Origin of the sequence: Cellulosimicrobium sp. NPDC057127 (assembly GCF_042670945.1) — a bacterium.
In the GTDB taxonomy this organism is placed as follows: Bacteria; Actinomycetota; Actinomycetes; order Actinomycetales; family Cellulomonadaceae; genus Cellulosimicrobium.
The window spans coordinates 1-21280 of the sequence record NZ_JBHUUP010000013.1; the positions used below are offsets into that span (position 1 = coordinate 1).

22 protein-coding genes are annotated in these 21280 nt (G+C 75.8%); 14 read left to right on the top strand and 8 right to left on the bottom strand.

Annotated features, from left to right (window positions below; genetic code table 11):
- Window positions 1–43: 43 nt before the first annotated feature.
- A complete protein-coding gene (locus ACFTZA_RS13140; RefSeq protein ID WP_378195407.1) occupies window positions 44–643 on the bottom strand; it encodes a hypothetical protein in 600 nt (199 codons plus the stop codon).
- 115 nt (window positions 644–758) lie between these two features.
- Between ACFTZA_RS13140 and ACFTZA_RS13145 the strand changes: the two genes are divergently transcribed.
- Window positions 759–2873, top strand: coding sequence for a copper-translocating P-type ATPase (locus ACFTZA_RS13145; RefSeq protein WP_378195410.1), 2115 nt, complete (start codon window positions 759–761; stop codon window positions 2871–2873).
- A 12-nt stretch (window positions 2874–2885) separates the two neighbouring features.
- Here ACFTZA_RS13145 and ACFTZA_RS13150 read toward each other — a convergent pair whose 3' ends face one another.
- The gene (locus tag ACFTZA_RS13150; RefSeq protein WP_378195413.1) at window positions 2886–3149 is read right to left on the bottom strand and encodes a DUF6343 family protein; all 264 of its coding nucleotides are present in this window, start codon (window positions 3147–3149) and stop codon (window positions 2886–2888) included.
- A gap of 142 nt (window positions 3150–3291) precedes the next feature.
- Between ACFTZA_RS13150 and ACFTZA_RS13155 the strand changes: the two genes are divergently transcribed.
- The 6 genes from ACFTZA_RS13155 (at window position 3292) to ACFTZA_RS13180 (ending at window position 8667) form a co-directional block, all read left to right on the top strand.
- Window positions 3292–4188 carry a transporter substrate-binding domain-containing protein gene (locus tag ACFTZA_RS13155; RefSeq protein ID WP_378195416.1) on the top strand — a complete coding sequence of 299 codons (897 nt, stop codon included), beginning with the start codon at window positions 3292–3294 and terminating at the stop codon, window positions 4186–4188.
- A 1-nt stretch (window position 4189) separates the two neighbouring features.
- Window positions 4190–5098 carry an amino acid ABC transporter permease gene (locus ACFTZA_RS13160; protein ID WP_378195419.1) on the top strand — a complete coding sequence of 303 codons (909 nt, stop codon included), beginning with the start codon at window positions 4190–4192 and terminating at the stop codon, window positions 5096–5098.
- Window positions 5095–5847: an amino acid ABC transporter ATP-binding protein gene (locus ACFTZA_RS13165; RefSeq protein WP_378195422.1), complete on the top strand. Its 753-nt coding sequence runs from the start codon at window positions 5095–5097 to the stop codon at window positions 5845–5847. Before ACFTZA_RS13160 ends, ACFTZA_RS13165 begins: the two co-directional genes overlap by 4 nt.
- Before the next feature lie 48 nt (window positions 5848–5895).
- Entirely contained in the window at window positions 5896–7842 is a 1947-nt protein-coding gene (locus ACFTZA_RS13170) for a thioredoxin domain-containing protein (RefSeq protein WP_378195425.1), read from the top strand.
- Between the two features lie 109 nt (window positions 7843–7951).
- Entirely contained in the window at window positions 7952–8428 is a 477-nt protein-coding gene (locus tag ACFTZA_RS13175) for a dsRBD fold-containing protein (protein ID WP_378195428.1), read from the top strand.
- A complete protein-coding gene (locus tag ACFTZA_RS13180) occupies window positions 8425–8667 on the top strand; it encodes an acylphosphatase (protein ID WP_378195431.1) in 243 nt (80 codons plus the stop codon). The genes ACFTZA_RS13175 and ACFTZA_RS13180 overlap by 4 nt, the downstream gene beginning before the upstream one ends.
- 17 nt (window positions 8668–8684) lie before the next feature.
- Here the strand turns inward: ACFTZA_RS13180 and ACFTZA_RS13185 are convergent, their stop codons facing one another.
- Entirely contained in the window at window positions 8685–9758 is a 1074-nt protein-coding gene (locus ACFTZA_RS13185; protein WP_378195434.1) for an alkene reductase, read from the bottom strand.
- Window positions 9759–9851: 93 nt separating this feature from the next.
- Between ACFTZA_RS13185 and ACFTZA_RS13190 the strand changes: the two genes are divergently transcribed.
- A complete protein-coding gene (locus ACFTZA_RS13190; protein ID WP_378195437.1) occupies window positions 9852–10397 on the top strand; it encodes a DsbA family protein in 546 nt (181 codons plus the stop codon).
- Between the two features lie 26 nt (window positions 10398–10423).
- On the opposite strand, the gene nhaA is transcribed toward ACFTZA_RS13190, so the two are convergent.
- Complete coding sequence (nhaA, locus tag ACFTZA_RS13195; protein WP_378195439.1) at window positions 10424–11836, bottom strand: Na+/H+ antiporter NhaA; 1413 nt, start codon at window positions 11834–11836, stop codon at window positions 10424–10426.
- Between the two features lie 154 nt (window positions 11837–11990).
- Between nhaA and glp the strand changes: the two genes are divergently transcribed.
- Complete coding sequence (gene glp / locus ACFTZA_RS13200; RefSeq protein ID WP_378195442.1) at window positions 11991–13283, top strand: gephyrin-like molybdotransferase Glp; 1293 nt, start codon at window positions 11991–11993, stop codon at window positions 13281–13283.
- Entirely contained in the window at window positions 13280–13708 is a 429-nt protein-coding gene (locus ACFTZA_RS13205; RefSeq protein WP_378195445.1) for a molybdenum cofactor biosynthesis protein MoaE, read from the top strand. Before glp ends, ACFTZA_RS13205 begins: the two co-directional genes overlap by 4 nt.
- Before the next feature lie 15 nt (window positions 13709–13723).
- On the opposite strand, the gene moaA is transcribed toward ACFTZA_RS13205, so the two are convergent.
- On the bottom strand, window positions 13724–14839 hold the full coding sequence (gene moaA, locus ACFTZA_RS13210) for a GTP 3',8-cyclase MoaA (protein WP_378195448.1): 1116 nt from the start codon (window positions 14837–14839) through the stop codon (window positions 13724–13726).
- Between the two features lie 218 nt (window positions 14840–15057).
- Here moaA and ACFTZA_RS13215 point away from each other — a divergent pair, with 218 nt between their 5' ends.
- Window positions 15058–16191, top strand: coding sequence for an SPFH domain-containing protein (locus ACFTZA_RS13215; protein WP_378195451.1), 1134 nt, complete (start codon window positions 15058–15060; stop codon window positions 16189–16191).
- Window positions 16188–17378 carry a hypothetical protein gene (locus ACFTZA_RS13220; protein WP_378195454.1) on the top strand — a complete coding sequence of 397 codons (1191 nt, stop codon included), beginning with the start codon at window positions 16188–16190 and terminating at the stop codon, window positions 17376–17378. The genes ACFTZA_RS13215 and ACFTZA_RS13220 overlap by 4 nt, the downstream gene beginning before the upstream one ends.
- A 34-nt stretch (window positions 17379–17412) precedes the next feature.
- Here ACFTZA_RS13220 and ACFTZA_RS13225 read toward each other — a convergent pair whose 3' ends face one another.
- Entirely contained in the window at window positions 17413–17820 is a 408-nt protein-coding gene (locus ACFTZA_RS13225) for a winged helix-turn-helix transcriptional regulator (protein ID WP_378195457.1), read from the bottom strand.
- Window positions 17821–17986: 166 nt separating this feature from the next.
- Between ACFTZA_RS13225 and ACFTZA_RS13230 the strand changes: the two genes are divergently transcribed.
- Window positions 17987–18871, top strand: a complete 885-nt coding sequence (locus ACFTZA_RS13230; RefSeq protein ID WP_378195460.1) for an NAD(P)H-binding protein — start codon at window positions 17987–17989, stop codon at window positions 18869–18871.
- A 113-nt stretch (window positions 18872–18984) separates the two neighbouring features.
- Entirely contained in the window at window positions 18985–19986 is a 1002-nt protein-coding gene (locus ACFTZA_RS13235) for a VOC family protein (RefSeq protein WP_378195463.1), read from the top strand.
- Window positions 19987–20011: 25 nt separating this feature from the next.
- On the opposite strand, the gene ACFTZA_RS13240 is transcribed toward ACFTZA_RS13235, so the two are convergent.
- Together ACFTZA_RS13240 and ACFTZA_RS13245 are read right to left on the bottom strand one after the other, a co-directional pair.
- Entirely contained in the window at window positions 20012–20395 is a 384-nt protein-coding gene (locus tag ACFTZA_RS13240) for a universal stress protein (RefSeq protein WP_378195466.1), read from the bottom strand.
- A gap of 44 nt (window positions 20396–20439) precedes the next feature.
- The gene (locus tag ACFTZA_RS13245) at window positions 20440–21270 is read right to left on the bottom strand and encodes an IclR family transcriptional regulator (RefSeq protein WP_378195469.1); all 831 of its coding nucleotides are present in this window, start codon (window positions 21268–21270) and stop codon (window positions 20440–20442) included.
- Window positions 21271–21280: the final 10 nt, after the last annotated feature.

Consider the following 21280-nt stretch of genomic DNA (forward strand, 5'->3'; position numbering starts at 1 on the left):
GGGCCCACGACAGTGGGCCCGGGCCTTCGTCATGTCCGCCGCGTCAGCGGTAGAACGGCTGCTGCTCGTCCGGGTCGGCGCGGACCACGTCGACCCGGGACTCGGCCAGCAGGCGGTCGACCGCCTCTGGCTCGGCGCCGATGCCCGCCCAGTGCGGGTCGACGTCGCACGCGACGCACCACGCACGGTCGGCGGGCCAGACGAACGCCGGCACCGGCATCGCCTGGTGCGTCCGGCTCCACCAGGCGCGCTGCGCCGCGCCGGAGGCGAGATCGAGCAGGGAGCCGCGGAACAGGACGCAAGGGCGTTCCGGGACGGCGACGCGCGGCCCCTCCAGCGCCCCGCGGGGGAGGTCTCGCGCGCCCCACCCCTCCCAGATCAGGATGTAGCCGTCGTCCGGGGATCGTGTGTGCTCGACGAGCGTGCTGACGGCGACGCGGAACTGCTCGCCGTCCGAGAGGCCGGCCGCATCCCGGGCGGCGTCGTGCTCCGGCTGCCCTGGGTACGCCGGGTCGGGGATGAACCGCAGGCGTGCGTGCTCCGGGAAGCCGAGCGGGCCGAACGTGACGAGGCGGTGCCACGGGGTGTTGCTGCGGACGATCCAGTCGGCCGCCGAGAGGTCCGTGGAGTGCGCGAGGCTCATGTCGCCCATCCTCGTCCGTGCGCGACGGCTCCGGCGCTCTCGGGAACAACCGCGGCCGCCGAGGGGTTGCCCTTGATACCCCATGGGGGTATCAAGGAGTCGAGAGGTGATAAGGATGCAGCACGAGCACTCCGGGCACGCACCGACCGGCACGCACGGGCAGGGCACCGGCTCGCAGGCCCACGCCCCGGAGCACGAGCACGGCCACGACCACGGCCGGTCGTCGGCCGAGGCGCACGCCGGCCACGGCGACGCCGGGCACGCGCACCACGCCGCCGCGTTCCGCGACCGGTTCTGGGTGAGCCTGGTGCTCGCGGTCCCCGTGGTCGTGTTCAGCCCCATGTTCGCGGGCCTCCTCGGGTACGCCCCGCCGTCGTTCCCCGGCTCGACGTGGGTCCCGCCGGTGCTGGGCACCGTCGTCTTCCTCTACGGGGGCTGGCCGTTCCTCGCGGGGGCGGTGACGGAGGCGCGGGCGCGCCGGCCCGGGATGATGCTCCTCGTCGCGCTCGCCATCACCGTCGCGTTCCTCGCGTCGTGGGCGACCACGCTCGGCGCGACCACGGCGCTGGACTTCTGGTGGGAGCTGGCGCTGCTCGTCGTCATCATGCTGCTCGGGCACTGGCTGGAGATGCGCGCCCTCGGCGCGGCGTCCGGCGCCCTGGACGCGCTCGCGGCCCTCCTGCCGGACGTCGCGGAGAAGGTCACCGAGGACGGCACGACCGAGGTGGCGCTCGACGAGCTGCGCACCGGCGACGTCGTGCTCGTGCGCGCCGGCGGGCGTGTCCCGGCCGACGGCGTCGTGGTCGCCGGTGCGGCGCACCTCGACGAGTCGATGATCACGGGGGAGTCGCGGCCCGTGCGCCGCGGCACGGGGGACGAGGTCGTCGGCGGCACGGTCGCGACCGACTCCACGCTGCGCGTGCGCGTCGCGGCCGTGGGTGCGGACACGGCGCTCGCGGGCATCCAGCGCCTGGTGGCCGACGCGCAGGGGTCGAGCTCGCGTGCGCAGGCGCTCGCCGACCGGGCGGCCGGCCTGCTGTTCTGGTTCGCGCTGGTGGCCGGGGTGCTGACGTTCGCGGTGTGGATGCTCCTCGGCGACACGTTCGACGCGGTCGAGCGCACCGTGACGGTCCTCGTCATCGCGTGCCCCCACGCGCTGGGGCTGGCGATCCCGCTCGTCATCGCGATCTCGACGGAGCGTGCGGCGCGCGCCGGCGTGCTGGTGAAGGACCGGCTCGCGCTCGAGCGCATGCGCACCGTGGACACGGTCCTGTTCGACAAGACCGGCACCCTCACCGCGGGCCGTCCGACGCTCGTCGGGCACGCCGCCACGGCAGGGACGTCCCAGGACGAGCTGCTCGCCCTCGCGGCGGCCGTGGAGGCCGACAGCGAGCACCCCCTCGCGCGCGCGGTCGTGGCGGCGAGCACCGGTCCACGTCCCGCGGTGAGCGACGTCGCGACGCTCCCCGGCAGAGGCGTCTCGGCACGGGTCGAGGGCCGCACGGTGCACGTCGGCGGCCCGGCTCTGCTCGACGAGCTCGGCGCGGACGTGCCGCAGGACCTCGCGGAGCCGACGGCTCGGTGGCGCGAGGAGGCGGCCGGCGTGCTGTACGTGCTGGCCGACGGTCGCGTGATCGGCGCTCTCGCGGTGGCCGACGCCGTGCGGCCCGAGTCCGAGGCCGCGGTCCGCGCCCTGCACGCGCGCGGCGTCCGGGTCGCGATGGTGACGGGGGACGCGCAGCACGTCGCCGACGCCGTCGCCGCGCGGCTCGGCATCGACGAGGTGTTCGCGCAGGTGCTGCCGCAGGACAAGGACGCGAAGGTCGCCGACCTGCAGCGTCGTGGTCACCGGGTCGCGATGGCGGGCGACGGCGTCAACGACGCCCCGGCGCTCACGCGCGCCGACGTGGGCATCGCGATCGGCGCCGGCACCGACGTGGCCGTGGAGTCGGCCGGCGTGGTGCTGGCCTCCGACGACCCGCGCGCCGTCGTCTCGGTCATCGCGCTGTCGACCGCGTCGTACCGCAAGATGTGGCAGAACCTCGTCTGGGCGACCGGCTACAACTTGCTGGCCGTCCCCCTCGCGGCAGGGGTGCTCGCGGGTGTCGGGTTCGTCCTGTCGCCGGCGGTCGGCGCGATCCTCATGTCGGTCTCGACCGTCGTCGTCGCGCTCAACGCCCAGCTCCTGCGCCGGCTCGACCTCGACCCTGCGCGCGTCGCCGGCGGCTGACCTCGGGACGCGTCAGCCGGGCTCGCCCCGCAGCTTGCGCCGCACGACGACGACCAGGTCGACCAGCGCGACGACCGCGAGCACGGCGAACGCCACGACGAGCAGGGTCGGCGCCCCGGCGCCGGCGAGGAGCCAGGCGGCGACGGCGCACGCGACGAGCCCGAACCCGGCGAGGACGATCCGCAGGGTCAGGGCGCTGCGTGCGGGCGGTGCGCCGCCGATCCCACGGGTCGGGTCGTGGTGGTCGGGCCGGGCGCGGTCGTCGGGCGTGGTCATACCGCCATCGTGCGCACGCCGTCGGCGGCACGCACGCCGCCCGGGGCGGCCCTCGCCTCGCGGGGCGGGTGTGACGAGCCGCACCGTCCCAGGGGCCGGAGGGCCCGGCCACCGGGCGTCGCACGGGACTACGCTCGGCAGCATGTCGCCGTCTCCCCGGGCGGGAACCTCCCGCCGTCGTGCCCTCGTGCCCTTCGCCCTGCTCGCCGGGTCCTCGCTGGCCCTCGCCGCGTGCTCGTCCGGCGGCGACGCCGAGGAGCCGCCCGCGAGCGCGACGTCCGGCACGGCGGACGCCGCCGCGTGCGCGGCGGGCGAGCTGCCCACGCTGACCGACGGCGTGCTGACCGTCGGCGCGAGCGAGCCGTACCTCCCGTGGTACGCGGGGGAGCCCGAGTCGGGCGAGGGCTTCGAGTCGGCGCTCGTCTACGCCGTGGCCGAGGAGCTCGGCTACGAGCAGGACGCGGTGCAGTGGGAGACGGTCACGTTCGAGCAGATCATCAGCCCGGCCGTGAAGCCGTTCGACATCGCCGCGTACCAGACGTCGATCACGGAGGAGCGCGAGCAGGCCGTCGACTTCTCGAGCCCGTACCTCACGACGCGCCAGGGCGTCATCGTCATGGAGGACGGCCCCTACGCGGACGCGACGAGCCTCGCCGACCTCGAGGGCGCGCGCATCGGCGTGACCGCCGCCCAGACGAGCCTGACGCTGTCGGAGGCCGCGTTCGGCGAGGACGCGGACATCTCGCCGTACAACGCCGCGGGCGACGGCATGCAGGCGCTCCAGTCGGGCACGATCGACGCGATGGTCATGGACGTCGACCAGGGCGTCGCGGCGTCGACCGAGTACTTCCCGGACTCCGTGGTCATCGGGACGCTGCCGGACCAGGGCGTCGTGGAGCAGTACGGCCTCGTGCTCGACGAGGGCTCCGAGCTGACGGACTGCGTCTCGCAGGCGGTCGACGCCCTCGAGGAGGACGGCACGCTCGCCGAGCTGCGCACCACGTGGCTGAAGTCGGACGACATCCCCGTCCTCGAGTGACGTGACCGGACCCGACGACGGGCGCCCGCCCGCGCGTCCGGGCGGCGCCTGGACACCCTCGCCGCTAGCGCTCGACCGGGCGGCGTTCCGCCGTGCGCAGCGGCGGCGGTCGGCGCTCGTGGCGCTCGTCAGCACCGTCGTGGTGGTCGCGACGGTCGTGCTCGTCGTCGTGAACGCGCCCGGCTGGGAGCGCGCGCGCACGGCGTTCTTCGACCCGGCGAACGCGTGGGAGTCGCTGCCCGCGATCCTCGAGGGCCTGTGGCTCAACCTGCGCGTGTGGGTGGTCGCGGGTGTCGTCGGGACGCTGCTGGGGCTCGGCCTCGCGATCGCGCGGACGAGCCGCGTGCCGGCGCTCTTCCCGCTGCGGGCCTTCGCCGTCGTCTACGTCGACCTGTTCCGCGGCGTGCCGCTCCTGCTCGTGCTGCTCCTCGTCGGGTTCGGCCTGCCCGCGCTGCGGCTCGAGTGGCTGCCCACGTCGGGCGCGTTCCTCGGCGCGCTCGCCATCGTCCTGACGTACACGGCGTACCTCGCGGAGGTGTTCCGCGCCGGGATCGAGTCGGTCCACCCGTCGCAGGTCGCGGCCGCGCGGTCCCTCGGTCTCACGCGCGCCCAGACGACGCGGCGCGTCGTGCTGCCGCAGGCAGTCCGCAACGTGACCGCGCCCCTCGCCAACAACCTCGTGTCGCTGCAGAAGGACTCGGGCCTCATCTCGGTGCTCGGCGCGGTGGACGCGATCCGTGCCGCGCAGATCGCGACGACCGGCAGCTACAACTTCACGCCGTACGTCGTGGCGGGCCTGCTGTTCTTCCTCGTGTCGTTCCCGCTGACGCGGGCCGTCGACGCGTACCAGGCGCGACGCGGCTGGGGCCGGTCGCTCGCGACCGTGAGCGGGGCGGGGGACATCCGGTGACCCACCTGCTCTCGCTGCGCGCCGTGCGCAAGACGTACCCGGGCCCGCGCGCCGGCGAGCCCCGCGTGGTGCTCGACGACATCGACCTCGACGTCGACCGGCACCGCTGCGTCGTCCTCGTCGGCGCCTCCGGGTCGGGCAAGTCCACGCTCCTGCGCGTGGTCAACCTCCTGGACGACGTCGACGACGGGCAGATCCTGCTCGACGGGCAGGACGTCGCGGACCCGCGCCTCGACGCCGACGCGGTGCGCGCCCGCATGGGCATGGTCTTCCAAGCCTACAACCTCTTCCCGCACATGCGGGTGCTCGACAACGTGACCCTCGCGCCGCGCCTCGTGCACCGGCGGGCGCGCGAGGAGGCCGAGGACGCGGCCGTCGCGATGCTGCGCCGCGTCGGGCTGGGGCACAAGGCGACGGCCTACCCGGACCAGCTCTCCGGCGGCGAGCAGCAGCGCGCCGCGATCGCGCGGGCGCTCGTCAACGAGCCCGAGCTGCTCCTGCTCGACGAGGTCACCTCCGCGCTCGACCCCGAGCTCGTCGGCGAGGTGCTGGACCTCCTCGCCGAGCTGCGCGCCGAGGGCCGCACCATGCTCGTCGCGACGCACGAGATGGGCTTCGCGCGGCGCGTCGCGGACGAGGTGTGCTTCCTCCACGACGGTCGCGTGCACGAGCGGGGTACGCCGGAGCAGGTGCTCGGTGACCCGCAGCAGCCGCGCACGCGGGAGTTCCTGCGCCGTCTGCACGCCTGAGCCGGGGCCCGCGGTGGCGGGGGCGGCGGGCTCTGCCAGGGTGGACGGATGGTCAACCGTCTCGCCGACGCCGTGAGCCCGTACCTGCGCCAGCACGCCGACAACCCCGTCGACTGGTACCCGTGGGGCGAGGACGCGTTCGCCGAGGCCCGGCGACGCGACGTGCCCGTCATGGTGTCGGTGGGGTACGCGACGTGCCACTGGTGCCACGTCATGGCGCGCGAGAGCTTCTCCGACCAGGAGGTCGGCGCCGCGCTCGCGGAGCGGTTCGTCGCCGTCAAGGTGGACCGCGAGGAGCACCCGGACGTCGACGCCAGCCTCATGGCGGCCGCGAGCGCGTTCACGCAGAACCTCGGCTGGCCGTTGACCGTGTTCACGACGCCGGACGGCGCGCCGTTCTACGCCGGGACGTACTGGCCTCCCGTCCCCGTGCAGGGCCACCCGGCGTTCCGGGACGTGCTCGACGCCGTGGCGCAGGCCTGGGCGCGACGGCGCGACCAGGTGCTGGAGACGGGGGAGACCATCCGCGCCGCGCTGCGCGACGCCGCGGCGGGCGGAGCGACGCGCGGCGTCCCGGGCGGCGGAGCGCAGGACGACGGCGTCCCCGGCGGGCGACCGTCACCGGAGCTCGCCGTCGCACGGTGGGCGCCGGGCGTCGTCAGTGGCCTCGAAGCGCTGGAGGACCGGGAGCACGGGGGGTTCGGCAGCGCCCCGAAGTTCCCCGTCGCGCCCGGGCTGGAGCTGCTGCTCGACGTCGCGGCGTCCGCCGTCGTGGACCCGCAGGTCGCGGAGCGCGCGCTCGCGCTCGCGGGGCGCACGGTCGACGCGATGGCGGCGAGCCCGCTGCGCGACGCCGACGGCGGGTTCTTCCGCTACGCGACGCGGGCCGACTGGTCCGAGCCGCACTACGAGCGCATGCTCTACGACAACGCCCAGCTCCTGTCGGCGGCCACGACGCTGGCCGTGCTGCGGCGTCGGGACGGCGACGCGGACGGCGCCGCGCGTGCCGCGGAGGTCGCGGCCGGCGCCGGGCGGTTCCTGCTGCGGACGTTGCGCCTGCCCGGTGGCGCGTTCGCGAGCGCGCAGGACTCGGAGTCCACGCTCGACGGGCGCCGCGTCGAGGGCGGCTGGTACCTGCTCCCGCCCGAGGAGCGGACCGCTCACGAACCGCCGCCGCTGGACACCAAGGTGCTCACCGGCTGGAACGGTCTCGCGGTCGAGGCCCTCGCGCGCGCCGGGCACCACCTGGACCTGCCCGAGCTCACGGACGCCGCGTGCGCCGCGGCGGACCGCCTGCTCGCGACGCACGTGCGAGCCGACGGCACCCTGGCGCGCGCCTCGGTCGGGGACCGTGTCTCGGACGCCGTCGCGACCCTCGAGGACCACGGCGGGCTCGCCTCGGCCCTCCTCGTGCTCGGTGGGCTGGCCGGCCGCGCCGACCTTCTCCGCGAGGGGCTGCACCTCGTCGGCGAAGCCGTGACCGACGACGGGCGTCTGCGTGCGCCGCAGGGCACCGACCCCGTGCTCGCCGGCCTCGGGCTGGACGCCGGCGCCACCGTGGACCCCTCGGAGGGGGCCACCCCGTCCGGCCCGACGGCGGCCGCGCGCGCCGCGCTGCTCGCGCACCTCGCCACGGGGGAGGCACGCTTCCGCGAGGCGGCGGAGGCCCACGTGGCGTCGTCGCACGGGGCGCACGAGCGCCCGCTCGCGTCGGGCGGGGTGCTGCGCCTCGCCGTCGGGCTGGCCGAGCCCGCGCACCAGCTCGTCGTCGTCGAGGACACCGAGGCGCGCACGGACCTCCTCGCCGTGGCGCGGGACTGGTACCACCCGGGGTCGCTGCTGCTCGGCGCGACGCCGGCGGACGCCGCCGAGCTCGGCGGGTCCGGGGTGGAGGCGCTGGCCGGGCGGGGTCCGGGGGCGTACCTGTGCGCCGACTTCGTGTGCCGCCTGCCCGCGACCGGGCCCGAGGCGCTGCGCGCCCAGCTCGCCGGCTGACCACTGCGCGCACGCGTGCGTCGCGCCGAGGCCCGCCGCATGATGGACAGGTGCGGCGGCGTGACGGGGCGCGCCACGTGCGGCCGACGGACTCGCCGGAGGAGGAGCCATGAAGGCATCGGTCGGAGACAGGATCGTCACGGCGTCGGGGGTCGTGGGCGGCGCGGTGCGCGACGGGGTGGTCGTCGAGCTGCGGCACGACGACGGCTCGCCCCCGTACCTCGTCGAGTGGAGCGACACGGGCGAGCGCACGCTCGTCTACCCGGGGTCGGACAGCTACGTCGAGCACGTGCCCGGCGCGGAGAACGGTGACGGGACGGACACGACGAAGGTCTGGCGCATCCAGGTGAGCGTCGTCGAGTCCGAGGGGCGCACGACCGCGGAGGCCGTCCTCGTCGCGGGTCCCGAGGAGCACGTGCGCACGGTCGGGCGTGCCCGGCGCGACCCGCACGACACCGACGTCCCGCTGATCGGCGACGAGATCGCCGTCGGCCGGGCGCTGCGACGCCTCGCGGACCGCCTCCTCGACGACGCCGAGACGGACATCGAGTCCTCCACCGGCCGCCCCGCGCACGTGCACCTGTGACCCGCGTGCGAGCCGTCGTGCACGGGCACGTCCAGGGCGTCGGCTTCCGCGCCGCGACGCGCTCGCGGCTCGCCGAGCTCGGACTCGACGGCGCGGCCACGAACCTGCCCGACGGCACGGTCGAGGTGGTCGCGTCCGGCTCGGACGACGCGGTCGACGACCTCGTCGCGTGGCTGCGGGAGGGGCGCACGCCCGGCCGGGTGAGCGGCGTCGACCTGGAGCGCGCCGACGGGACGTGAGGCGACGACGCGACACGTCAGGCCGCGCCCGCCTCCGGGTAGTCCGTGTAGCCCTCGGCACCGTCGGCGTAGAACGTGGCCGGGTCCGGCTCGTTCTCGCCGAGGTCGCGTGCCCAGCGCGCGACCAGGTCGGGGTTCGCGATCGCGGCACGGCCGACGGCGGCCAGGTCGACGACGCCCTCCTCGACCAGGCGGACGGCCTCGTCGCGCGTGGTGCTCTCCGCGAAGCCGGTGTTGCCGATCAGCGGCGCGCCGACGCGGCGTCGGACGTCCTGGACGAGCTCGCCGCCCAGGTCGCGGTGCAGCACGTCGACGAAGGCGAGCCCGAGCGGTGCCAGGCCGTCGGCGAGCGCCGCGTACGTCGCCGCGGTGACGTGGGGGTCGGTCTCGACCACGCCCTGGATGTCGTGCTCGGGGGACAGCCGGATGCCGGTCCGGTCGGCGCCGATCTCGGCGGCGACGGCGGTCACGACCTCGATCGCGAACCGCGCGCGGCCCTCCGGCGTCGCGCCGTAGTCGTCGGTGCGCCGGTTGCTGGCGGGGGAGAGGAACTGGTGGACCAGGTAGCCGTTGGCGCCGTGCACCTCGACGGCGTCCATCCCGGCGTCGACGGCGCGGCGGGCGGCGGCCGCGAAGCCGCGGACGACCTCGGCGATCTCACCGGCCTCGAGCGCGTGCGGGACGGGGTGGCCGGCCTTGCCGGACGGCGTGCGGATCTCTCCCGGGGCGGCCACGGCGCTGGCGGAGACCACCCGCGTGCCGGTGATGTCGGGGTGCGCGATGCGGCCGCCGTGCATGATCTGCATGGCGACGCGCCCGCCGGCGGCGTGCACGGCGTCGGCGACGCGTGCCCACCCGGCGGCCTGCTCGTCGGTCTCGATGCCGGGCTGGCCGGTCCAGGTGCGGCCCTCGAGCACCGGGTAGGTGCCCTCGGTGAGGACGAGGCCCATGCCGGCCCGCTGGCGGTAGTGCTCGACGAGCAGGTCACCGGGGACGCCCGACAGGCCGGCACGGAGCCGGGTGAGCGGGGCCATCACGACACGGTTGGCGAGGCGGAGGCCGCCGAGGGCGGTGGGGTCGAAGATCTTCACCCTCGTGCCAGCGCTGCGTGCGCCGGGAACATTTCGTGACGAGCGCCACGACGGGCTCGCGCGATGCCGCTGGCCGCGTGCCATGCTGGCCCGGTGACCGAGCCCACCGCAGCGCGTGTCCCCACCGAGCAGCTCGTCCCCGCGGACGCTCACGTCCTCGGCGCTCCGGACGCACCGGTGACGATCGTCGAGTTCGGCGACCTCGAGTGCCCGTACTGCGCGGCGGCCGCACCGGTGCTGCGCGACGTCGTCGCGTCGTCCGGCGGCCGGGTGCGCCTCGTGTTCCGCCACTTCCCGCTGTTCGAGATCCACCCGCACGCCCTCACGGCGGCGCTCGCGGCCGAGGCCGCCGGCGCGCAGGGGCGGTTCTGGGAGATGCACGCGCTGCTCTTCGCGCACCAGGACCGGCTCGACGACGCCGGGCTCGCCGAGCGTGCCGAGGAGCTGGGGCTCGACGGCTCCTCCGTCGTCGGCGACGCGGCGCAGGCCTTCGCGGGTGCCGTGCAGCGCGACTACGCCGACGCCCTCGCCGCCGGCGTGCAGGGCACGCCCACGCTGTTCGTCGACGGGGTGCGCTACCGCGGCAAGGTCACCCGGGATGGGCTGGAGGCGGCGGTCGCCGCGGTGCCGACCCGATAGCGCGCTCGGCCGACCCGACAGCGCGCTCAGGTGACGGGTGCGCGCCACGGCAGCGGCGGCAGCGACGGCGGCGGGCCGGCGGAGCCCGGGGAGCACAGCGGCCAGCGCTCGCCGAAGAGGCGCAGGGCGAGCGAGCCGAGCACGGCGGCGACGAGCGACCCGGCGAGGATGCCGATCTTCGCCTGCCCGATCAGCACCTCGTCGTCGAACGCCAGCTCGGCGATGAACAGCGAGATGGTGAACCCGATGCCCGCGAGCATCGCGCCGCCGAGCAGGTGCGAGTAGCGCACCCGCCCCGGCAGGTCGCCGAGGCCCAGCCGCAGCGCGAGCGCCGAGGCGCCGAAGATGCCGACCGCGTTGCCCGCGACGAGCGCGACGGCCACGCCGATCGTCAACGGCGAGGTCGCCGCGGCGCGCAGGGACTCGGCGTCCAGGGCGACGCCGGCGTTGGCCAGCCCGAAGACGGGCACCACGACGTACGCGCTCCACGGGTGCAGCACGCGCTGGAGCTGTTCGCTCGTCGGCACGGCGGCGCGCGCGGCGAGCTCGGTGAGGTGCTCGCGCTCCGCCGTCGTCTCCTGCGCGAGGCGCTTGGCGTACTTGGGGACGAGGGCGACGTCGACCGGGCGCGACGCGCGCGACGGCACGAGCAGGCCGAGCACCACCCCGGCGAGCGTCGCGTGCACACCCGACGCGTACACGGCGGACCACAGGCCGAGGCCGACGAGCACGTAGGGCGCCAGGCGCCACACGCCGAGCCAGCGCATCACGACGATCGCGGCCACGAGCAGCACCGCGACGAGCAGCCCGGGCAGCCACAGGTCGTCGGTGTAGAACAGCGCCATCACGGTGATCGCGCCGATGTCGTCGACCACCGCGAGCGTGAGCAGGAACAGACGCAGCTGGTCGGGGCAGCGCGGGCCGAACAGCGCGAGCACGCCCACGAGGAACGCCGTGTCCGTCGACATGACGATGCCCCAGCCGTGCTGCGCGGGGGACCCGGCATTGAACGTGACGTAGATCAGCGCCGGCACCGCGAGACCGCCGAGCGCGCCGAGCGCCGGCACGGCGACGGTGCGCCGGTTGCGCAGCTCGCCGCTGGTCACCTCCCGGTTGATCTCCAGGCCGATGACGAGGAAGAACACCGCCATCGCGGCGTCGTTCACCCAGTGGTGCAGGTCCATCTCGAACGACCACGGACCGAGCGTCCACCCGGCGGTGGCGTGCCAGAGGTCGTCGTACGCCGACGACCACGGGGAGTTGGCCCACACGAGCGCCACGACCGTCGCGGCGAGCAGCAGCACCGCGCCGCCCGCCTCGGTCGCGAGGAACGACCGCAGCGCCGGTGCGAGCGGGCGCAGCTGGAAGCGCAGCGGCGGGCCCGGGCGGGCCGGGACGCGCAGCTGGGGCGGCGACGGCGGCGGGGCGGGCTGGGACACGGGACCTCCGGGCGGGTCGGGGCGGCGCCGGGAGCGACGACCGCTGCGCAGCGTGACAACTCTCGCGGGCCGCCGGTGCTTCCGCAACGGTCGTCCCGGTGCGCGGGCAGGACGTGGCAGGCTGGGCCGGGTCCACGACGACGGAGGTGAGGACGTGGCGGAGCGCGTCAGCGTGGAGCAGCACCAGGCGGACGTCGCCGCGCTGCTCGCGCCCCTCGTGGACGGTGCTCGGCGTCGGGCCCGGAGCGAGGAGGTGGCGCTCGCCGACGCGCTCGACCGCGTGCTCGCCACCGACCTCCTGGCCCCGCACGCGGTGCCCCGGTTCCGCAACTCCCAGATGGACGGGTACGCGGTGCGGGCGTGCGACGTCGCGGACGCCGCCCCCGGCGCCCCCGTCCGCCTTCCCGTGCTCGGGGAGGTCCCCGCCGGCCCGGGTGCCGTGGGCGACCTCGCGCCCGGGGCGGCGGCGCGCATCATGACGGGCGCGCCCGTGCCGGGTGGCGCGGACGCCGTCGTGCCGGTCGAGGACACCGCGACCGGGACGTTCGTCGCGGCGTCGGACGCGGGAGGCGCACGCGGCGACGACGCCGCGGCGCACCACGTCGACGTGCTGGCACCGCGCGCCGTCGGCGACTTCGTCCGGGAGTCCGGCAGCGACGTCGGTGCGGGCGACGTCGTCCTCGGGGCCGGGACCGTGCTCGCGCCGCACCACCTCGCCGCCGCGGCGGCGTGCGGGGTCGCGCGCGTGCGGGTGCTCGTCCGGCCGCGCGTCGCGGTGCTGTCGACCGGCGCCGAGCTCGTCGCACCGGGCGAGGAACCCGGCCCCGGGCAGGTGTTCGACGCGAACGGCCCGGCGCTCGCGGCCGCGGTGCGGCGCGCGGGCGGCGTCGTCACCACCCTCGCGCGCAGCGGCGACGACGCGGGCGCGTTCACGCGTGCGCTCGCCGCGGCGACGGCGGACGCCGACCTCGTCCTCACCTCGGGCGGGGTGAGCCAGGGGGCGTACGAGGTGGTCAAGGACGTCCTCGGCGGCGGCGCGGGCGGCGACCCGGCGGCGGGGGTCGTGTTCCGCGCGGTCGCCATGCAGCCCGGCGGGCCGCAGGGTTTCGGCACGGTCGACGGCACGCCGGTGCTCACCTTCCCCGGGAACCCCGTGAGCGCTCAGGTGTCGTTCGTCGTGTTCCTGCGCGACGTGCTCGAGCAGGCGGCGGGACGCCCGCGGGAGCGTCCGGTGGGGCGGGCGCGCGTCGTCGACGCCGGGGTGTCGCCGGCCGGGAGGCGGCAGCTGCTGCGGGGCGTCAGGTCGCCCGACGGCGGGGTGCGTCTCGTCGGCGGGCCCGGGTCGCACCTCGTCGCGTCGATGGCGCGCGCGGACGTGCTCGTCGACGTGCCCGCGGACGTGACAGGGTGGGACGCCGGGACCCAGATGGAGGTGTGGGAGCTGTGAGCGCAGCGGGCGTCGTGAGCCGTGTGACCGAGGACGCGCTGGACGCGGAGGTGTCGCAGGCGGTGGAGGACGCCGTCGCGGCGCCGGAGTGCGGCGCCGTCGTGACGTTCCGCGGCGTGGTGCGCGACGTCGACGACGACCGCGGCGTGACCGGCTTGGACTACGAGGCTCACCCGGACGCGACGGAGGTCCTGCGGCGCTGCGTGGACGCGGTCGCCGCCGAGACGGGCCTGCGGGTCGCGGCCGTCCACCGGTACGGCACGCTCGCGATCGGCGACGTCGCGCTCGTCGCGTCGGCCTCGGCAGGGCACCGGCGCGAGGCGTTCGAGGCCTGCTCGCTGCTCGTCGAGCGCATCAAGGCCGAGGTGCCCATCTGGAAGCGCCAGCACTTCACCGACGGCGTCTCGGAGTGGGTCGGCCTCTGAGGCGGATCGGCGCCGTCAACCGCCGATGGCCCCCATGGAGCGCGCCGTCGCGGCGAACGACTCCGGGTCGCGGCCGGGTGCGGCGTCGTCCATCCCGTGCGCGAACGGCTTAACCCACATGGCGCCCTGCCACGTCCGGGCGATCGCGTCGTCGCGCGCGTCCTCGTCGAGGTCGGAGGCGCGCAGGATCGCACGCAGGTCGGTCTCGTCGTCGCCGAACAGGCACGAGCGGACGGTGCCCTCGGCGGTGAGGCGCGTGCGGTCGCAGTCGCCGCAGAACGACCGCGTCACGGAGGCGATGATCCCGACCGTCTGCGGGCCGCCGTCGACGAGCCACTCCTCGGCGGGTGCGGACGGGTCGTCGCGGCCTACGGCCGTCAGGGCGAAGCGCTCGCCCAGGACGGCGAGCAGGTCGGCGGCGGACACGAGGTCGGCGCGCGACCAGTTCCCGTCCGCGTCGAGCGGCATCTGCTCGATGAAGCGCAGGTGGCAGCCGTGGTCCACCGCCCACGCGAGCAGGTCCACGGCGCCGGCGACGGTCTCCGGCATGAGGACCGCGTTGAGCTTCACGGGCGCGAGGCCCGCGGCGAGCGCGGCCCGGACACCGGCGAGGACGTCGGGGAGCCGGTCGCGCCGCGTGAGCCGCGCGAAGTCTTCGCGGTCCACGGAGTCGAGCGAGATGTTGACGCGGTCCAGGCCCGCGGCGACGAGCTCGTCCACGCGCTTGTCGAGGCCGATCGCGTTGGTCGTCATGGACAGCGACACGTCCGGCGCGGCGGCGCGCGAGAGCCGCAGGATCTCGGCGAGGTCGCGGCGCACGAGCGGCTCGCCGCCCGTGAAGCGGACGTCCGTGATGCCGAGCCGGCCGACCGCCACGCGCACGAGTCGCGCGATCTCCACGGGGGTGAGGAGGTGCTCGCGCGGGATCGCGGGCAGGCCCTCCGCCGGCATGCAGTACGTGCACCGCAGCGTGCACTTCTCCGTGATCGAGATCCGCAGGTCGCGCGCCACGCGGCCGTAGCGGTCCACGAGGGCGTCGGTGTCGGGACGTCCCTGGGCGAGCCCGTCGGCCGGGGAGGCGGCGGGCGCGCGCCCGCGGACCCTGGGCATCCCGAGCGTCACGGCAGTCACCGGTCGATCGTAGACAGGTCCCGCGCCGCGTCGCACGACCGCGCGTCGGCGCGCACCGTCACCAGGCGGCCGCGTCGCTCGCGCACCACCCGCACGCTGGCGATTTTGCCCGAACTTGACGCAACTCACGCCTCGTCATGCCGCTCCGCTATGCTCTCCGCGGGCCGGCGACCGGCCCACCCGCTCGGCGGACGACGCACCAGGACGAAAGAGACGGCATGGCCTTCCTCGACAAGCTGCGCGGCCAGCTCATCGACATCATCGAGTTCCTCGACGACAGCCGGGACACCATCGTCTGGCGCTTCCCGCGGCAGGGGAACGAGATCAAGAACCAGGCGAAGCTCGTCGTGCGCGAGGGCCAGGCCGCCGTCCTCGTCAGCGAGGGCGTGCTCGCCGACGTGTTCGAGCCGGGCACGTACACCCTCGAGACGAAGAACCTGCCCGTCCTGTCGACCCTCCAGGGCTGGAAGTACGGGTTCGACTCGCCGTTCAAGGCGGAGGTCTACTTCGTCGCCACGCGCCAGTTCACCGACCTCACCTGGGGCACGCAGAACCCCGTGATGTTGCGCGACCCCGAGCTCGGCATCGTCCGGCTGCGCGCGTTCGGCACGTACGCGCTCCAGGTGGTCGACCCGGCGGCGCTCCTGCGCCAGCTCGTCGGCACGGACCCGCAGTTCCGCACGGACGAGATCGGCGACTACTTCCGCCGCCTCGTCGTCGGCGGCCTCGGGCCCGCGCTCGGCGAGGCGGGCTTGGCCGCGATCGACCTCGCGGCCAACCAGCGCGAGATCGCGGCCCGCATCGCGGGCCAGCTCAGCGAGGACCTCGCGCAGTACGGCGTGGCCGTGCCCGGGTTCGTGCTGGAGAACGTCTCGTTCCCGCCCGAGGTCGAGGCCGCGCTCGACCGGCGGACGCAGATGGCGGTCGTCGGCGACCTCGACCAGTACACGAGGTTCCAGTCGGCGAACGCGATCGAGACCGCGGCGGGCAACCCCGGCGGGGCCGGCGAAGGGCTCGGTCTCGGGGTCGGCATGGCCATGGGGCAGCAGATGGCGCAGTCGTTGACCGGGGCGGGCCAGGGAGCGCAGCAGGCCCCCGCCGGGCCGCCGCCGCTGCCCGGTGCGGGCGCACCCTGGTTCTGGGCGCTCGACGGCGCGCAGGCAGGTCCCGGATCGGTCGCCGACCTCGCGGCCCTGGTGCAGACCGGCCGGGTCGGGCGCGACACGCTCGTGTGGCAGGAGGGCATGGCCGGCTGGACCGCCGCGGGGCAGGTTCCCGCCCTGTCGACGCTCTTCGCGGCGACCCCGCCGCCGCTCCCGCAGGCCGGCGGCGCACCCGGGACCGGCGCGTGACGGGACCCGACGCCCCGTCGCAGCCCGCACCGCCGGCGCTGCCGGGACCGCCGCCGCTGCCCTCCGCCGCGCCGTCGGCCGGGCGCGAGGCCGAGCCGCCGGCGTCACCGTCGCTCGCGGCCGAGCTCGTGCGCACGCGGTGCCGGTCGTGCGGCTCCCAGCTCGCCTTCGCGCCGGGGACGCGGGCGCTGGAGTGCGTCGCGTGCCGGGCGCGCGTCGAGATCGTCCACGGGGCGGGCGAGGCCGTCGACGAGCACGCGTACGACGCCTGGCTCGCGACGGGTGCGGCCCCCGTCGCGCACGCGTCCGGGCAGGCGCTCGCCTGCGACGGGTGCGGCGCGACGACGCACGGCACGGACCTGTCCGTCGCCTGCCAGTTCTGCGGCGGCCACCTCGTCGTCGCGGCCCCCGTCGACGGCGTCGTCGAGCCCGAGGCGGTCGTGCCGTTCGCCGTCGCCGGTGACGCCGCGCGCGACGCGTTCCGCACGTGGGTGCGCTCGCGCTGGTTCGCGCCCGGTGCGCTGAAGAGGGTCGGCGACACGGAGTCGCTCCACGGGACGTACGTGCCGCACTGGACGTTCGACGCGGACACGACGTCGCAGTGGTCCGGTCAGCGGGGCGACGCGTACTACGTCACGGTGGGGGACGGCGAGAACCGGCGCACGGAGCGGCGCGTGCGCTGGACGCCCGTCGCGGGCACGACGCGCCGCGCGTTCGACGACGTGCTCGTCCCCGCGTCGACGCTCGTGCCGGAGCGCGACCTCGACAGGCTGGGGCCGTGGCGGCTCGAGCGGGCGGCCCCGTACCGCCCCGAGTACCTCGCGGGGTACGCGACGGCGCGCTACGACGTCGACCCGCCGCACGGCCTGGAACGTGCCAAGGACGAGATGGCACCGGTCATCCGCGGTGACGTCGAGCTCGCGATCGGGGGCGACGAGCAGCGGGTGCACGGCATCAGCACCGCGTACGCGGCGGTGATGTTCAAGCTCGTGCTCCTGCCGCTGTGGATCGCCACCTACGTGTACGCCGGCAAGCAGTGGCAGGTCATGGTGAACGCGAACACGGCCGAGGTCGTCGGGCAGCGCCCGTACAGCCCCTGGAGGATCACCCTGGCGGTGCTCGCAGGGCTGGCGGTGGTCGCGGCCGTCGTCGTCTGGTACCTGACCACCCAGGGCTCGACGGGCTGACGGCCGCCCCGCGCAGGCGGGACCGTGAGGACGGTCAGGCGCCCCGGAGCGCGTCGTAGGCGCGCTGGGACGCGGTCACCTCGTCGACGGCGTCCTCGAGCACGTCGATGAGCGCGGTCAGGCGGTCGGCCACGCGTCGGCCCAGGGGGGTGAGCGAGTACTCGACGTGCGGCGGGATGGTCGCGCGCACCTCGCGCACCACGATCCCGTCCCGCTCGAGGCTCTGCAGCGTCTGGGCGAGCATCTTCTCGCTCACGCCGTCGATGCGGCGGCGCAGGGCGTTGAAGCGCACGGCGCCGTCGCGCAGGCCCGCGACCGTGAGGACGCCCCAGCGGCCGGTGACCGACTCGAGGACGTGGCGGGACGTGCAACCGCGCTGGAAGACGTCGGCCACCATCGCGTCGGTGGGGCCGGCGTCGGGCGCGTGGGTGTCCGTCGTCATGGAGCCAGGATACGGCGGGCTCTTGCGCGAAGCACTGTGATACAGGTCGCACCGCCATTCGGTTGGCACTGTGGAAAAGTAAGCGCATGCTCGGAGACGGGCGCCGCGCGGCGCCCGTCGGCACGGCGCGTGCCGTGCCTCACCACCCGTCCTGAAGGAGCAGTCCATGACCATCGCCGTCACCGGAGCCAGCGGCCACCTCGGCCGCCTCGTCGTCGAGTCCCTCCTCGCCCGCGACGTCGCCCCGGGCGACGTCGTCGCTGCAGTCCGCACCACGTCGGCGGTGGCCGACCTGGCCGGGCGCGGCGTCGTCGTGCGCGAGGCCGACTACGACCGGCCCGAGACGCTGCGCGACGCGCTCGCCGGGGTCGGCGTGCTCGTGCTCGTGTCCGGCTCCGAGGTGGGCCGCCGCGTCGAGCAGCACGGCAACGTCGTCGAGGCGGCGCGCGCTGCCGGCGTCGCGCGCGTCGTCTACACGAGCGCGCCGCGCGCGACGACCTCGGCGCTCGTCCTCGCGCCGGAGCACAAGGCGACCGAGGAGCTGCTCGCCGCGTCCGGGCTGTCGACGACCGTCCTGCGCAACAACTGGTACACCGAGAACTACGTCGCGGACGTCGAGCGGGCCCGCGAGACGGGCGAGATCGTCGCGAGCGTCGGCGACGGCCGTGTCGCGAGCGCGAGCCGCGCCGACTTCGCCGAGGCGGCGGCCGTCGTCGCGGTCGACGCCCTGCGTGACGGCTCGCACGACGGCGCGGTCCACGAGCTCGGGGGCGACGTCGCGTGGTCCTACGACGACCTGGCCGCGGCTGCCGCCGAGGTCCTCGGTCGCCCGGTGGCCTACCGGCGCGTGACGCCCGAGCAGCACCGCGAGCTGCTCGTCGGCGCCGGCCTTGACGAGGGGACGGCCGGGTTCGTCGTCGCGCTCGACGGCAACATCCGCGACGGCCTGCTGTCCGAGGCGTCGGGCGACCTGGCCCGCCTGCTCGGGCGCCCGACGACCCCGCTCGTCGAGGGGCTGCGCGCTGCGGTCCCGAGCGAGGCCCGTGCCTGAGCGCCGTCGCCGCACCCGCTGAGGCGACGCCGCGGAATGACCGGCGGGCGGAGATGGTTGAATTGGCAACCATCATCTCCGCCCGCCGGGCGGCCGGAACGGGAGGACCGTCCATGAGCTCGCCCACCGACCCCGCTCCGGCGGCCCGAGGGGCCGTCCGCCCCGGCGCCCGCCGTCCCGCCGACGACCTGCTCGCGGCGGCCACACGCATGGACGCGGTCACGCTCCACGTGCGCGACCTCGACCTCATGACGCGCTACTACCGCGACGCGTTGTCGCTCGTCGTGCTCCCGACCCCGGAAGGGCTCTCCCTGCCGGCCGGAGCGCGCCGCGCCGAGACCGTCGTGCTCGGGCGGGGCCGGACACCGCTCGTCGTCCTGCACCGCACGCCCGACCTGCCCGTCCCCGGGCGGCGCGAGGCCGGCCTGTTCCACACCGCCGTCCTCTTCGACGACGAGCCGGGCCTCGCCCACGCGCTCGCGTCCGTGGCGACGACGGCGCCGAGCACGTTCGTCGGCAGCGCCGACCACCTCGTGTCGCAGGCGTTCTACTTCACCGACCCCGAGGGCAACGGCGTCGAGCTCTACGCCGACCGTCCCCGCGAGACGTGGGCCTGGGACGAGAGCGGGGTGCGGATGGACACGATCCACCTCGACCCGAACGCGTTCCTCGACGAGCACCTCACCGACGCGTCGCGCGACCTGCTCGCCGCCCCGCGGGCCGAGGCGGGGGAGCGGGCGGCCGCGGCGCCGGGCGGTCCGGGCGGGGCCGTCGTCGGGCACGTGCACCTGCAGGTCGGTGACGTCCCCGCCGCACGCGCGTTCTACGTCGACGCGCTGGGCTTCGAGGAGACGGCGGCCGTGCCGGGCGCGCTGTTCGTCTCCGCGGGCGGCTACCACCACCACATGGCGATGAACACGTGGAACAGCCGAGGTGCCGGCCCGCGTGCGTCGTCGCTCGGGCTGGGCGCGGTCGCGATCACCGTGCCGGGCGCCGACGACGTCGGGGCGCTCGGTGAGCGGCTCGCGCGGGCGGGGGTCGGTGTGCAGGACGACGGCGCGGTGCTGCGCTTCTCGGACCCGTGGCACAACCGCCTGGAGGTCCGCGCCGGCTGACCGCGCGCGGACCCGGCGTCGGTCCTCAGTGCCGGGCCTTGACCACCAGGACGGGGGACGGCGAGTCGAGGAGCACGCGCTGGGTCGTGCTGCCGAGCAGGAACTTGCCGACGGGCGAGCGCTTGCGCGCGCCGATGACGACGAGCTCGGGGTGCAGGCGCTCGGCCTCGTCGACGATCGCGTCCGCCGGGTCCACGTGCTCGGGGCGGTACGTGACCTCGGGGCGCTCGAGGTCGCCCGTCAGCGCGTCGAGCTGGTGCGCCAGCCCGGCCGGCACGCCCGCGGCAGGGTCCTGCGGGGTGAGCACCAGCACCGCGAGCGACGTGCCGCGGCGCTGCGCCTCGGCGATCGCGGCGTGCAGCGCGGTCTCGCCCTGCGGTGAGTCGTTGTACGCCACGAGGACGGTCATCGCGGGCCTTTCCGTGCTGCCGGTCGGAGTGCGGTTGAACTCTCTCACAGCGGGGGCCGGGTCGCCGTCCGAGGGGTCGTGCGGGCGGTGACGGCGGCGGTGACGGCGGCCGGCACGGCGAGGGACGCGGGGAGCAGCGGCGGGACCACGCGGGCGAGCTCGTCCTCGATCTCGTGGCGCCGCCACGCCCCGAGGCGTTCCACGGGCACGGTCACGCTGATCGCCGCGACCGGGCGCCCGCCGTCGAGCACGGGGATCGCGACGCAGCTGATGCCCGGCTCGTTCTCCTCGGTCTCGTGCGCGAAGCCGTGCTCGCGCGTGCGGTCGCAGACCTCGCGCAGGGCGGTCGTCGTGACGTCGGCGGGTGCGGCGTCGGCGTACCAGGCCAGGCGCGCGTCGTCGAGGTCCCGGTGCGCGAGCAGCGCGCGGCCCAGCGCGGTGGTCGCGGCGGGCCGACGGCGCCCCACGGCCGACCACACCCGCACCGTGCGCGCCGGCTCCACCTTGTCGAGGTAGACGATCTCCGTGCCCGCGAGCGCCCCGAGGTGGACGAGCTCGTCGGTGGCCTGGCAGACGGCCACGAGCGCGGGGTGCAGGAGCGCGGGCAGGTTCTCCTCGCCGAGGTAGACGGTGGCGAGCGCGGTGGCGGCGGACCCGAGCCGGTAGCGCCCCGTCGTCTCGTCCTGCTCGGCGTAGCCGCGGTGGCGCAGCGCGGCGAGCGTGCGGTGCAGGGACGCCTTGTGCTGGCCGAGGTGGTGCGCGAGCTCGCCGAGGGGCTGGCCCGCGGGGCCGGCCGCCGCGAGGGCCTCCAGCGCGGCGAGCGCCTTGTCGACGCTGCCGAGCGGGCTCGGTGGCGCGGGTTCGGCTTGGGCCATCGGCGCTGCC

What these genes read in the sequence shown, in the direction of transcription:
- ACFTZA_RS13155 (WP_378195416.1), top strand. Translation starts at nt 3,292, where the DNA reads ATGTCGCCGTCTCCCCGGGCGGGAACCTCCCGCCGTCGTGCCCTCGTG.
- ACFTZA_RS13170 (WP_378195425.1), top strand. Translation starts at nt 5,896, where the DNA reads ATGGTCAACCGTCTCGCCGACGCCGTGAGCCCGTACCTGCGCCAGCAC.
- ACFTZA_RS13145 (WP_378195410.1), top strand. Translation starts at nt 759, where the DNA reads ATGCAGCACGAGCACTCCGGGCACGCACCGACCGGCACGCACGGGCAG.
- ACFTZA_RS13150 (WP_378195413.1), bottom strand. Translation starts at nt 3,149, where the DNA reads ATGACCACGCCCGACGACCGCGCCCGGCCCGACCACCACGACCCGACC.
- ACFTZA_RS13245 (WP_378195469.1), bottom strand. Translation starts at nt 21,270, where the DNA reads ATGGCCCAAGCCGAACCCGCGCCACCGAGCCCGCTCGGCAGCGTCGAC.
- ACFTZA_RS13225 (WP_378195457.1), bottom strand. Translation starts at nt 17,820, where the DNA reads ATGACGACGGACACCCACGCGCCCGACGCCGGCCCCACCGACGCGATG.
- ACFTZA_RS13230 (WP_378195460.1), top strand. Translation starts at nt 17,987, where the DNA reads ATGACCATCGCCGTCACCGGAGCCAGCGGCCACCTCGGCCGCCTCGTC.
- ACFTZA_RS13235 (WP_378195463.1), top strand. Translation starts at nt 18,985, where the DNA reads ATGAGCTCGCCCACCGACCCCGCTCCGGCGGCCCGAGGGGCCGTCCGC.
- ACFTZA_RS13175 (WP_378195428.1), top strand. Translation starts at nt 7,952, where the DNA reads ATGAAGGCATCGGTCGGAGACAGGATCGTCACGGCGTCGGGGGTCGTG.
- ACFTZA_RS13215 (WP_378195451.1), top strand. Translation starts at nt 15,058, where the DNA reads ATGGCCTTCCTCGACAAGCTGCGCGGCCAGCTCATCGACATCATCGAG.
- ACFTZA_RS13240 (WP_378195466.1), bottom strand. Translation starts at nt 20,395, where the DNA reads ATGACCGTCCTCGTGGCGTACAACGACTCACCGCAGGGCGAGACCGCG.
- ACFTZA_RS13140 (WP_378195407.1), bottom strand. Translation starts at nt 643, where the DNA reads ATGAGCCTCGCGCACTCCACGGACCTCTCGGCGGCCGACTGGATCGTC.